Consider the following 13,258-nt stretch of genomic DNA (forward strand, 5'->3'; position numbering starts at 1 on the left):
AGAATAGAAGCCTTGACCCAGCCCAAAAACGGATACCGTGCCACGTACTCCTGTCGTGGAAAGATAAAATTTTTAGACCCTAGTTCAAGATCCCAGATTTATCTGTGGGGTAAATCTAAAATCTAAAATCTAAAATCGACTGACCCCACGGATAAATTTGGGGGGCAAGTTTCATCGGATACAGGTTTTTTATTTCTGGACGAATGAATCCGGGGGCTTGTATCCCGGATGCTTGATTGTCAATAATCTTTTTTCCCAGTCAGTAAATAAGTAACCATGTATCCCTTGCCCTTAACTTGAATGGCGCCGCGCTTCTGAAAAGTATATTTATCTTTTAATCTCTCGTAGGTTTCGGCGGTGACTTGAATGCAGCCGGTAATCCCGTGGGATTCCATGCGCGAAGCAATATTTACTGTGTCGCCCCAGAGGTCGTAAATAAACTTTTTTAAACCGATAACGCCGGCAACGACAGGCCCACTGCTAATCCCGATCCGAATGCTGAAAGGTTCCGAATGTTCTAAACTCAGCAGCCTAATTTCGTGCAGCATATCGATCGCCATGTTCGCAACGGCCTCGGCATGATCCTCTCTGGCTGTAGGCAAACCGCCGACAACCATGTAAGCGTCACCAATAGTCTTAATTTTCTCTAAACCGTGGCGATCGGCCAAGTGGTCAAAAGCCGAAAAAATATCGTTGAGCACTTCCACCACCGCCGTCGCTGAAATTCTCGACGAAAGCTCTGTAAACCCCACAATGTCGGCAAACATCACAGTTACTTCCGCAAAACTTTCGGCGATATTGTGTTCATTATCCTTCAAACGCAGGGCGATCGCAGCAGGCAAAACGTTGAGCAGCAGTTGCTCGGATTTAGCTTGTTCGAGTTCCAACTGTAGGTAAGCAGCCTGCAACTGTTCGGCTTGGCGAATTCTTTCTCCGGCTAGCTTTTCGATTTGGGCGGTGCGACTCAAAGATGTCAGCATATATGTCACCGGAATCAGAGTCCACAGCATCCCCATCGTCAGAGTTCCCCAAGAGCGCCAGTGCTTGCGAATCCGGCGAATTTCCGGCGTTGCAGACACGTACATAGACCACTGGCGGCCGCTAATTTTCAGCCGCCTTCTGCAAGCTGTATAGTTCGGGCCTGGATTGTCAAGAATTGGGCAGTTTTGCATGAGGGATCGGTCAGCAGTGGCTGATACTGGAAGCACTTGTTGGCTCGCGGATTGGAACTGCACCGCAAATTGCTGAATTTGGCCCTCAGCAGGGAGATTTTTGAGAACCGGGTTGGCCGTTTGGGGTAACAGTGACGCTGCTTGTTGCTTGTCTGGAGCCTCGCTAACGAGATAAATATTGAGGTATTCGGTATTGCGTCCTTTTAAAGAGGTTTGGAAAATATCTTTGCCTCGAAATACGCCCAGAACAAATCCTTGTAGCAGTTGGCGACGGGATTCCAGGGTAGTCGGGTTACTGCTGTTTTCGTAAATCGGAACTATGGCCAAAAGACCTAGTTCCGGGGAATTGCCTTGAGTTAAGCCGATGTAGTTGGTGACAATCATTTCTCCTGTATCGCGTCCTCGATCGAGCGCAGCGCGGATTTCTGGGTGGGAGGCGAGGTCAAAGCCGAATGCTGTCTCGTTTCCGGCTGGTGGTTCGACGTAGAAAGCCGGGAAGTATTCGGAACGCTGGAGGGCCTTGCGGAGTTCTCCTCGCGGGCCACGCTCTGTAATCTCGAAGCTGGGGTCGGTTTCGGTTCTAGCTTTGGTTTCGTAGTTGCGTCGCTCGTCCTGGGGGACGCGGGGGGCCCAAGCCAGGAGTTGCAGGCTGGGGTGGACGGATAGGGGACGGGCGACAAACCGGGCAAAAGAGGAACGCTCGACGGTGTTGAAGGCTTTCATGTAGTCGCTGAGGGCGAGAACAGTATCTAAGTCGGAGTTGAGCTGGCGTTCGATGCCGATCGAAATATCGTCAATGCGGCGGTGCATTTCGTAGTCGCGGCGCTTGTCTTCCCAGTCCCAAACCAAGGCGAATGTGAGAAGCGACAGTCCCACACCCAAACCCAGCGTCAACCCGGCTGGAATGTAGCGAGACCAGGATAAAGGTAGTTTTTTCAGCATATTTGCCTAGCGAATAAGGGCAGCAGATTAGCACACCGCTGAGTGCGATTTGTTCCGGCCTCTGAGTGCGGTTAATTCAAAACCCTGATAACTCAAGCACCGACGGCAATTGGGAGTTAAAAGTTAGATATTTAAACTTTTAGATTAATCGACGATCGCTCAGCAGGGGATTTCAATCCAGAATTCCGCTCCCTGTCCGGGCGCTGAGATGCACCGCAGGCTTCCCTTATGTTTTTCTACCACAATCTGATGGCTGATGGATAATCCTAAGCCGGTTCCAGCCCCTACGGGCTTGGTGGTGAAGAACGGGTCAAATAGCCGCTTGCGAACCTCTTCGCTCATTCCCGGCCCACTGTCGGCGATGCAAATTACAATGCGATCGCAATCACTGAGCTGGCTTTTACTGTGGCTTTTCAACCCAGCTTTTTTCATGAGGGTGCGAATCACGATCGTCCGAGGTTCCGGTTGGTTTTCTAGAGCGTCGATCGCATTGCTTATAATATTGAGAAAAACCTGGTTTAACTGTCCCGCACAACAGTATATCTTGGATATCTTTCCGTATTCTTTAATGATTTCAATCCCGCTTTTTATACTTGCTTGATGCAATCTATGCTGCAAAATTAACAGTGTACTGTCAATTCCTTCATGAAGGTCTACCAACTTCATTTCTGATTCATCCAGTCTCGAAAAATTTCGCAGCGACAACACAATATTACTGATTCTTTCTACTCCTACTCTCATGGAATTCAGCATTTTCGGCAAATCTTCCTTCAGAAAATCCAACTCTAACTCCTTAACTTTTTCAGCAATCTGAGGTACTGGGGACGGATAGCATTCCTGGTAGAGACTTAACAGTTCAATTAAATCGTGAAAATAGTTATAAGTGTGAGAAATATTGCCGTTAATAAAAGTTGCGGGATTGTTAATTTCGTGGGCAATCCCAGCCACCATCTGACCGAGACTCGACATTTTTTCGGATTGAACTAATTGGATTTGAGCGTTTTGTAGTTGTTCGTAGGCTTCTTGCAATTGGGCGGCTTGTTTTCTTAATTGAGATTCGGAAGCTTGGAGTGCGGCGGCGGAAATTTTGCGATTGGTTATATTTTCAATCATCCCTAAGTTGTAAATAGGTTGTCCTTCGCCGTCTCGAATTAAAGTAGCTGTCACATTTACCCAAACAATTTTACCTGTAGCGGTAATCTGGCGGAGTTCGATTTGATAGTGAGTAATTTCTCCCCGCTCAAGAGAATCAGCAACTTGGAGATTTTTGGGAGAATCTTCGGGATGCCCAAGTTCAATAAATGTTTGGGCGAGCAATTCGGCTGCGGTATATCCCAGCATTTCACAGTAAGTTTTATTGACTCTCACTAACTTGTTATCATCTAAATTAGCTAAGTAGATAGCGATGGGTGCATCTTCAAAAATTGTGCGAAATAGTTCCTCGCTAGCCCGGACTTTAGCTGTTAGCGAAAGCCGATCGGTGATGTCTTCAAAGGTAGACAAAATGCCGACAACATTGCCGGAATTGTCGTGTAAAGGTATTTTATTTGTATCCAGACAGCACTGGGTGCCGTCGGCTTGCATTTTGGATTCTATGATGTGATATTCTGGGGTGTTGGTTGCCATGATGCGGCGGTCGCAGGCTCGAAAAAATTCTGTTTCTTCCGGCTTCCAGGGCATATCGAAGTCGGTGAGACCGGCGATTTCACTGGGGTGATTGAAACCTGCGACTTTGGCAAAATTTTTGTTGCCTCCCAAGTAAACTAAATCTCGATCTTTCCAGGCGATTAACTGAGGGATGTTATTGATTACTAACCATAGCATTTTTTGGGATGTTTCCAAGGCTTCCGTGCGTTCTCGGACGCGCTTTTCAAGTTCTTGATTGGCTTGTTGCAGGGCGATTTTTGACTGGCCCAGGGCGATTTCTGCTAGCTTGCGATCGCTGATGTCGATTGTCACTCCCTCCCACAGTATATCGCCCCCAGGCTGCCGTTCGGGGCGGGCTATGCCGCGAATCCATTTCAGTTTTCCCGATCCGGTTACGATCCGCCCTTCATATATCCAAGGTTTGAGAGTTTTTCCGGAAATTGCGATAGATTCTAACAAATTTTTTAGGTCTTCTGGATGCACTGTTGACCACATTAAATCAGAATTTTCTTGAACTTTTTCTGGATCTAATTCGTAGAGTTCCCAGCAGCCTGAACTGAGATAAATGAATTCATCGGAACCGTCGGGATGCCGCAAGTATTGATAAATCATTCCCGGCACATTGGCGGCCATTTTTTGGAATCTGGCTTCGCTTTGCCGCAGTGCTGATTCTGCAAGTTTGCGATCGCTAATATCAATCAACAAGCCGTCCCAAATAATGTTATCTTTTTCGCCCGGTTCTGGTCGGGAAGCCCCGCTAATCCACTTAATCCGATCGCCCGGAAAAACAAATCTGCCTTCCCACCGCAAAGGCTCTAAAGTTTTAGCTGAGATAGCAACAGATTCATGGAAGCTTGGCGCATCGTCTTGATGAATCATTTCGAGCGCGGGAATAGCTGAGTTTTGCAGTACCTCTGGTTCTAATTCCCAGAGTTCGCGACAGCCGGAACTGACGTAGGGGAATGACATAGTGCCGTCTGCTGCTAACTGAAATTGATAAATCATTCCCGGAACGTTGGCTGCTAGTTTTTGAAACCTCGCTTCGCTTTGCCGTAGTGCTGTTTCTGCTTCTACGCGAGCGGTAATATCGTAAAATGCCGATAAAATTGCGGCTTCCCCATTAAAATTAATCGCTCGCATCGACATTTTTACCCAAAAAAAACTGCCATTTGCTTTCTTGAGGCAGATTTCTTCGCGGTCGCTAAAGCCATTCTTTTTGACCAATTCTAGTAGTTGAATGTTGTCATTTATATTGGCATAGATGTCAATTTTTTCTCCACCCACAAGTTGTTCATAACTCAAACCTAAACTTTCACCAACAGCAGGATTTGCATACAAAATGACGCTATCTTCTAGGCGCGTAATTAACAGGGGCACGGGAGTTGTACTGGCAATCGCGCGCAATCTTTCTTCGCTTTCTTCCCTGGCAGTTTCGGCTGCTACTCTTTTGCTAATATCGTTCTGAACTCCGATAAAATGAGTTAATTTTCCCTCATTGTCTAAGATGGGGGAAACCATTAATTCGTTCCAAAAAGGAGTTTTGTCTTTGCGATAATTTTTGAGCACTACCTGAATTTCCGTTCCCGCTTCCAAGCTGCGGCGGAGTTTATTTAATTCGACCTGATCGGTATCTGGGCCCTGCAAAAATCGGCAGTTGCGTCCAATAACTTCTTCGGCACTGTAACCGGTCAGTTTCTCAAAAGCAGGATTGCAGTAGATAATCGGTATGTCAGGCTTGCGAGCATCCGCGATGAGAATGCTGTTGCTCGACGCTGCGATCGCCCGTTCTAGGAGAGACAGGTTGAAAGAGTCTGTTGTCATCTGTAGCAATATCCAAACTCCTTGGGAGCGGACAGAACAATAGAAAATTATAAATAGCTTGAGCCATTCTTATTCTATAATTTTATTTTTAATTTAGCTTTTTTAACAAAATCAGCAGCCCAAAAAAGCCGACGGGGAAAGGAGTAATACCATTGTAGATTTTAGATTTTAGATTTTAGATTGGCAATGACTGATTCCATTATGGTTTGGGGCACGGGCCTACAATTGCCTTTTTGTTTGAAAGTAAGTAGTATCACCGAAGGCATGAGGCACTTATCCAGAAAACAGAAGGTGAAAATACCGAAGGCGGCAAGAAAACAGAAGGTGAAAATACTGAGATTTTTAACTTTTTTTCTTCTCCTCCTTCCATCCGGCTCATCAACCCTTTTAAATTGACAAGCTAAGGCAAGAACCCTGAGCAGTTTTGCTTACTTCAATCCTGGCTTGAAAAGCTTCTTTCAGGTGAGGCATATGGGTAACGGTGAGGATGCAGGCGAAGTCGGAGGCGATCGCATTAATTGCAGCAATCAGCCGATCGCACCCTTCAGCATCCTGAGTCCCAAATCCCTCATCAATAATCAACATTTGCAAAGCCGTACCCGCCCGCTGAGACAGCAGTCTCGCCAGCGCCAGCCGAATCGCAAAATTAATCCGAAAAGCTTCACCGCCAGAGTAAGTTTCGTAGGCGCGAGTCCCGCGAGCATCAGCAATTAAAATGTCTAAAGTGTCAATCAATTTAGTTGCTTTTTTAGAAGCAGCCGCCCGCTGAGTAATAAATTGAACGTGCAATTGATTGGCGCTCAATCTCGACAATATCTGATTTGTTTCAGCTTCAAGTTGAGGCAAAACATTTTCAATCATTAAAGCTTGAATGCCGTTTTTACCAAATGCTTGACCCAACTCTTGATAAACTCGCTGCTGGCGTTTTGCAACTTGCATTTGCTCTTTTTGAGCTACTAGCTGAACTTGCAGAGTTTCCAGATTTTGCTGCTGCTGCTGGAGGCGTCCGAGACTGCCCAAATGTTGGTCTAGCTGCTGGCGGCGGCGACTGATTTGCTGTTCGATCGCACTTATGCGCGCTGTGGGATCGGGATGTTCTTGCAACTGCTGGTTCATCGCGGAAGTTTGAGCGCTGACAGCTTGCAAATCTCGATCGCGCACAGCGATGGAATTTGCTATTTCATTAACCCGCTGCTGCACTTGCGGATACTGCACAGTTGCCGATCGCAATTTTTCGGCGCGGGCGATCCAAAACTGCGATCGGCGCATTTCGCTCCGCACGTGTTCGTGCTGTTCCAAATTATAGCCAATTTCCGCAATGTATCTATCTAAAGATAGAATTTGCTGCTGTATTTCCGAGCTGTTTTTTTGCTGTTCTAACTGTTGCTGTACGGTGGCTAATTGAGTTTGCAAATCCGGGCGACGGGCATTAATTTTATTCAGTTTCTGCTGAGCGTCTTTGATTTGAGCTTGCTTAATTTCCGCCCACCGCAAGCGCTTTTCATCGCTGCGGGCGAGGGAATGGCTGCGATCGCTGTAATTGAGCTGTTGCAGTTGCTGTTCGATTTGCTGGAGTTCGCCCAAATCCTCCGCTGCATACTCGCCTGTGCGTAGCAACCGCTCTATTTCTGCCGCGTCTTGACGCATACTCTGCAGTCGAGTTTCATCTTGACTCAGGCTATCTAATTGTGCTTGCAAATGACTGCGACGTTCCCGCAATTCTTGGTAGGGCGCTAATTCCTCTTCTAGTTCGCGGTATTCATGTCTGAGGACTTGAATTTCGCGCTCGGAGACGGCTAACTGTTCGCGCACAACCCACAGTTGGTTCCAGATTTCCTGCTGTTGGGTGTGGTGTTTTGTGACTACCAAATTCCAGTAGTGTTCGTCTAAAGGTCGATCGCACAAAGGACAATTGCCAAAATTTGTATCCCGCACCATTAAATGCGAATTTGATGGCTCGTTTTCCGCAAAATTCGAGGCTTTACCTTCACCTGCGGTTTTTTCTCCTTCATGTTTCCGCAGCAGTTGCAGTTTTTGGTCGATCTCGGCGAGTCTGGTTTGATAGTCGCGGCTTTTGGCTTGCAGGTTTCCGAGAAAGTCGTGCCTTTCTTGACCTTTTTCGCGGACTCGCTGCTGATAAACTCGCTTGTTTTCCAACTGCAAAATTTGATTGGCGATGGCCGAGATTTCCTGCTGTAATTGCGGCTGTCGCTGCTGCTGCTGAACTTGCACCTGTCGGTTGATTTCCTCTAAGCGGGCGGTTAAACCGGCGCGGGCGCGATCGAGCTTTTGTTGCTTTTGCTGCTGCTGTTGTAGAAGCGGCGAAACTTGCAGTTGCAGTTGCTCTAGTTCGTTGAGGCGCGATCGAACTGCTTGCAACTGTGCGAGTCCTTTGTCAACCTCCGGCTGCTGTTTGAGAATTTCCAGAACATCTTTTTCATCCTGTTCTAAAACATCTAATTGAGCTTGCAATTGCTGAATTTTGCTTTGCAAAAAGCTCAGTTCTTGCCGCTGCTGTTCTTGCAATTGCTGGCGCTGATTTTGGGCTTGTTGGTTTGCCTTAAATTTTCCAGCCAGAGTCTCTTCTGTGGCTTGCAAGCTGTGGAAATACGCAATTCCTTCTGTTATTTCATTTTCTTGAACTAAGAGGGCTTGTAGCTCATTTTGCTGCTGTTTGGCGGCGCTGAGTTCTTGCTGCAAGCGGCGGCATTCTTGAGTGATATTGTAGTGCTGTTGCTGGTGGCCGGCGAGGAGTTTTTGCCAAGTTTGACGGTTGTGGTGCTGGAGTTGCAGTTGCTGTAACTCGGTTGTGTCGGCTTGCTGCTGCTGCTGAAGCAAATCGGTTGCTTGCTGCAATTGAGTTTGTTCGGCGGCGATGGTCTCTTTTTGTTGCAGTTGCTCTTGTACGGTTAGCAAACTCTGTTTGAGTACATCGACTTGAGCTTTAAATTGTTTGGACGTATCTTTGGCTTGGTCGGATAAAGTGTCGTAGGAGTCGAGCTTGAGCAGGTTGGCTAAAACTTGTTTGCGTTCGATCGGCTTTTTGAGCATAAATTCATCAGCTCGCCCCTGTCGCAAATACGCCGAGTTGATGAAAGTATCGTAATCAAGTTTGATGTGTTCGAGGATTTTTTGCTGAGTTGTTCTCAGCCCCTTGTCTGTGAGCGTGCGAAAATTCACCCCCCCCGACCCCCCCTTACTAAGGGGGGGAGAAGAATTTACTTCTTCGGGTTCCTCTTTACCAAGGGAAGAATTCACTTCTTGTGGCCCCCCCTTACCAAGGGAAGAATTCACTTCTTGTGGCCCCCCCTTACCAAGGGGGGGGAAGGGGGGGTTTGTTGCTACTTGAAATTCCAAACTTCCCGATTGTCCGCGTCGGCGGTTGCGAATCACCCGGTAGATTTGGCCGCCGGTGGAGAAAGTGAAATCAACGCGCACATCAGTTTCGCCGATATGGATGATATCGTCTTCCGTATCGCTGCGACAACAGCCCCAAAGTGCCCAGGATATGGCTTCTAAGAGGGAGGATTTGCCAGCACCGTTAGGCCCGCAAATGCAAGCGGTGTGCAGGCCGCGAAAGTCTAAAGCAGCTTCGCGATAGCTGAGAAAATTTTTGAGTGTAAGTTGTATAGGAATCATTTAGGCCATCGCGCCATACAATCTATCTATAAATAACACTATTTGTACGCTGTTGCCTAGTTATTCAATCTAGATCCAGAACAATTGTCAGTGCTTCTGCAATTTCTTCCATAATTGTCTCGGACAGGGTTCCGAGTTGTCGGACAAATCTTTGTTGGGAGACGGAACGGACTTGAAAAGTATCGGCTGCTGAGAGTTTGGCTAAGCCATTTTCTGAGGTCGGTTCGAGCTGCACCATCCAATCAAGCGGGGAAAAAAGATCGTTCCATGCTGTAATTGGAACAATTACTTTGAGCCGCAACTTTCCCAATTCATCATCGCTGACAACCACAACAGGTCTAGTTTTGCCAATTTCATCTCCCACCGTTGGATCTAGTTTGACAAGCCAAATTTCGCCCTTACGCATTAGTTTCTACCCCTGCGCTCAGGTATTCTTCCTCTGAATCGAAATACGGTTCGCTGTCGGGCGACCACAAATCGTGCAGCGGCCCTCCTGGTTCATACAAAGGAACCGCTGCTTCTGCTGCGGCTCTGAGTCTGCGTTTTCTCTCAGCTTTGCGCTGGGCTTTTTCTTCTATTTCTTCGCGCATCATCCGCGAAGCTGTTTCGATGATTTCTAGGCGTTCTTCTGCTGTCAGATTTTTGAGTGCTGCTAAGATTTCTGTTTTGGTCACGGTTTTTTCGGGTGGTTGGTGAGAAAGTGCGATCGATCTCATATGTTGCACCATTTTCAAGAACAGGCTTTCCGGCCTGTTCCACAAAGAGTGAATTTGATTGTGGGATGGGCAGGAGAGCCCGTCCATAAAAAGCTTATTGAAAATGGTGCAAGATATAAGATCGATCGCACCATCATTATATCTTTCACAAAAATCCCTATCGGCGCTCTGTGCTTATGACGCAACCTACATTACCGCTCTGTGCTTATGGCGCACCCTACATTGATCGCATAGGCAGATTTTCCATCATCAAAAAGGGTTGACTGTATTCCTACAGCCAACCCCGCGCTTATTTATTTGTCATGCGTTTGCTCAAACAGCAACACTACCGGGCAATATTCGGGAACGTATAGCCGACACCGACCAACAATCCCACTTCAGCTCCGTCTACAAAACCAATATTCAGTCCGGCTGTGGCTGTAAAATTTCTCGACAGTGGCACATCTACACCTCCCGAAATCAGGAAGCCAAAAGTACCGTCATCACCGGTAGAAATTAGCACGCCAGCACCTGCATAAGGAGCAGCAGTAATCACAAAATCATCGCTGACTTCCACGGTCTCTTGAGATACAAAATCGTAGGTAACAGGAACTAGAAAAGCTAAGTTGTCGCGGAACAAAACAGTCGGTCTCACCGAGAAATTGTTCGTCAAACCGATTTTGCTAATAATCGCAAATGAACCGTCGCCTAAAGCTGAATCTCCGCCAAAACCTAGATTGCCGCCAATGCCGATGTAGCTGGGCCCAGAACGGGTTGCTCGGCCTGGTCGGATTTGAGTTCCTTGAGCTACTTTTTCAGTTGCTTCGGAGACAGTTGCAGGTTTTTGGGCAACTTTCGGTTGGTTTGTCAGAGCTGAGGCGGAAGTGCTGACAGGATTGCTCAACAATTCTTGTGCTGTTTGGACTTCTTTTTCTTCCTTTGTTGCTGTTACTTCAAGATTATTGCTCTGGGCAACAATTGAGGTAGGTCGATCGCTCTTTTTGACAGTCTCGACTGTTGACTGCACTTTGACACCATTATCAGCAATTTTAGCGGTTTCTTCCGACTTTTGAGTCTCAGCAGCAATGGATGTATTTTGCGCTGTTTCTGTCTCAGCAATTTCAGATGTTGCTGCTTCCGATTTTTCGGGTGCAGCAATAGATACTTGCAAGTTGGCGGCAGGTTCAGAGGCTGCTGGCTCTGCCGCTTCTGTTAGTTCGCTCCAACTGATTGAATCAATTTTTTTATTACTAGCCGTTGTTTCTGCGTCGGGTTTAACTGCTGAAGTTGCCGTCGGCTCAGAAGTTTGGTCAATATTTTGAGCTGCGATTGTTGCAGTTGTAGCGACATCGGGCAAGTTGCCAGTTTCAGCTTTCGCTGACATGGTACTGCAACAAACAGCTAAAGCTGCAAGATTTATTAACGCAAAAGTAGACTTGGAAAATAGACTATTCATAGCAACTCCTCAATGAAGGGTGTGTTAAAAGTGTAAGTGTTTGAGGGAGAACGTCGAGAGCTTTGGGAAAAAAAGACACAAATATGAGTTGTGTTGTTCCTAGATTGCCATTTTACCGTTGAATAGTCAACTCTCAAGCTGATTAGATTCAAGAACGGACGGTGGGTTTAGAGGCTAATTTTAATTTACAGATCGATCGGCAAAAAATCAATCCTAGGGATGATTTCATCCTTAATCCTGTTTAATTGAGGGGTCGATCGTTCGCCTCGCTTGCATCCTACAATACTTTACTTGGGGGCGCTGCACTCGCAGCCACGCCGGAAAAATCCGGTTTTTGAGGGCGCACCAGCTCTAAACCAAGAGACAACAAGCTTTTAAAACAGTTTGGGCAACCCCGCCGTCCCAAGCAAGTGCAGTTAATACAACGCGATCGGCTGCTGCAGGGTTCCTGACAAGTAATGTAGAATAATACCACCGATTCGAGAAAGATTTGTGGCTCGATCGTGTCAAAATTACTGAATATTATGAAAATTGTGTAAAATTTAGTGTTCTATTTGTAAAGTTTAGCCTTCGCTTTCGCTCAGGGTCTGACCATCTCACAACAGCACGCAACTAAACAAGTAAAAAAATACAAATTATCTCATCTCAACCTGACTTTATGAGCAAAGTTCTAGTGATATTAGGCGAATTGAGCGATCGCGACATCGATTGGATGCTCGCCAACGGCACCCGCACCCAAGTCCTCCCCGGCACAACCCTGATCGCCGAAGGAAAGCCCTTAGACGCCCTGTACATAGTTCTGGAGGGAACTTTGAGCGTTGCTGTATCATCTTTGGGCGACAAAGAAATTGGAAAAATTATTTCCGGGGAAGTGTTAGGCGAAATGTCTTTTGTAGACGGGAGGCTTCCTTCTGCTAGCGTCACGGCAATTGAAGAGTGCCTCATCCTGTCAATTCCCCGGCGACTGCTAACTGAAAAACTCGAGCAAGACGTGCTTTTTTCCCTGCGGTTTTATCGGGCGATTACCAAATTTCTGTCGTCGAGACTGCGGGGTACAGTCAAACGCTTCGGCGATGATAGTGATGGTTTAATATATGAAGATCCCGACGGCGAGGACGCCCTCCGGGGAAATGTCGAAAATCCCGATTTGGCGGCATCGAGATTTCAATGGCTGTTGGAGCGTTTGAAGGGGAGTTGAAGAAAGAAGGAAGTTCGGCAACGGATTCTGTAACGGATGTAACGGATTTCAGGAAGAAGGAAGAGGGAAGAAGGAAGAAGAGAAAAGAACACCTATTTCCAATTACAAATTCCCAATTCCTAATTAGAAAACATATTTTTCAGCGACGCGCCAATAGCGAGAAAAACGCTTCAAATCAATGTAACCATCGTAGCGGACAAAGGGTTCCGGTGGCAAAACTTCTACTGGGTGCGATCGCTTAATTTTCCCGCAAATATCCTGAAAGCGAGGACTGGGACTTTCGGTAGTTACCACTTGATTAGCGCCGGATTCGATCGCAAAAGCGATAACTTCCGCAGCCACATCGCCCCGCCGAATAACTACTGGCAACTCCAGCAAACATTCGTAAATAAACACCATTCGTTTGAGACTCAACTGCCATTCATCAATCAGCGCATCATCCCAAACCCAGATAGCCGGTGCCTGTGGGTGCGCTTGAAAAGCGGGGCCTTCAGGACTCAAACAGTCACCGTGCAGCCAAATAATCGGATTGTTCATAAATTAGTAATTGTTAACTTTTGACTGTTGACTGTTAACTGTTGATAACTACTGACTACTGACTAATGACTAGACCTCTTGCAAAAATAATTAGGACGGGCTCTGGGGCCCATCCCACAAGAAAAAATAACTCTTGTGGGATGGGCCCCAG

8 protein-coding genes are annotated in these 13,258 nt (G+C 46.8%); 1 reads left to right on the forward strand and 7 read right to left on the reverse strand.

Annotated features, from left to right (window positions below; translation table 11 throughout):
- Positions 1 to 239: 239 nt before the first annotated feature.
- The 6 genes from QUB51_RS26820 to QUB51_RS26845 form a co-directional block, all read right to left on the reverse strand.
- Positions 240 to 2,114 carry an adenylate/guanylate cyclase domain-containing protein gene (locus tag QUB51_RS26820; protein ID WP_333211253.1) on the reverse strand — a complete coding sequence of 625 codons (1,875 nt, stop codon included), beginning with the start codon at positions 2,112 to 2,114 and terminating at the stop codon, positions 240 to 242.
- Between the two features lie 159 nt (positions 2,115 to 2,273).
- Positions 2,274 to 5,582, reverse strand: coding sequence for a PAS domain S-box protein (locus QUB51_RS26825; protein WP_333054460.1), 3,309 nt, complete (start codon positions 5,580 to 5,582; stop codon positions 2,274 to 2,276).
- A 387-nt stretch (positions 5,583 to 5,969) separates the two neighbouring features.
- Positions 5,970 to 9,221, reverse strand: coding sequence for an SMC family ATPase (locus QUB51_RS26830; protein ID WP_333211257.1), 3,252 nt, complete (start codon positions 9,219 to 9,221; stop codon positions 5,970 to 5,972).
- Between the two features lie 64 nt (positions 9,222 to 9,285).
- Complete coding sequence (locus QUB51_RS26835) at positions 9,286 to 9,627, reverse strand: type II toxin-antitoxin system PemK/MazF family toxin (protein ID WP_333054462.1); 342 nt, start codon at positions 9,625 to 9,627, stop codon at positions 9,286 to 9,288.
- Positions 9,620 to 10,024 carry a hypothetical protein gene (locus QUB51_RS26840; protein WP_333054463.1) on the reverse strand — a complete coding sequence of 135 codons (405 nt, stop codon included), beginning with the start codon at positions 10,022 to 10,024 and terminating at the stop codon, positions 9,620 to 9,622. The genes QUB51_RS26835 and QUB51_RS26840 overlap by 8 nt, the downstream gene beginning before the upstream one ends.
- 238 nt (positions 10,025 to 10,262) lie before the next feature.
- Complete coding sequence (locus QUB51_RS26845) at positions 10,263 to 11,372, reverse strand: hypothetical protein (protein WP_333054464.1); 1,110 nt, start codon at positions 11,370 to 11,372, stop codon at positions 10,263 to 10,265.
- A gap of 658 nt (positions 11,373 to 12,030) precedes the next feature.
- Between QUB51_RS26845 and QUB51_RS26850 the strand changes: the two genes are divergently transcribed.
- Entirely contained in the window at positions 12,031 to 12,570 is a 540-nt protein-coding gene (locus QUB51_RS26850) for a cyclic nucleotide-binding domain-containing protein (protein WP_333054467.1), read from the forward strand.
- Positions 12,571 to 12,693: 123 nt separating this feature from the next.
- Here QUB51_RS26850 and QUB51_RS26855 read toward each other — a convergent pair whose 3' ends face one another.
- Positions 12,694 to 13,107: a hypothetical protein gene (locus QUB51_RS26855; protein ID WP_333054468.1), complete on the reverse strand. Its 414-nt coding sequence runs from the start codon at positions 13,105 to 13,107 to the stop codon at positions 12,694 to 12,696.
- Positions 13,108 to 13,258 lie beyond the last annotated feature (151 nt).

Source organism: Microcoleus sp. AT8-A3, from assembly GCF_036705675.1.
GTDB lineage: Bacteria > Cyanobacteriota > Cyanobacteriia > Cyanobacteriales > Microcoleaceae > Microcoleus.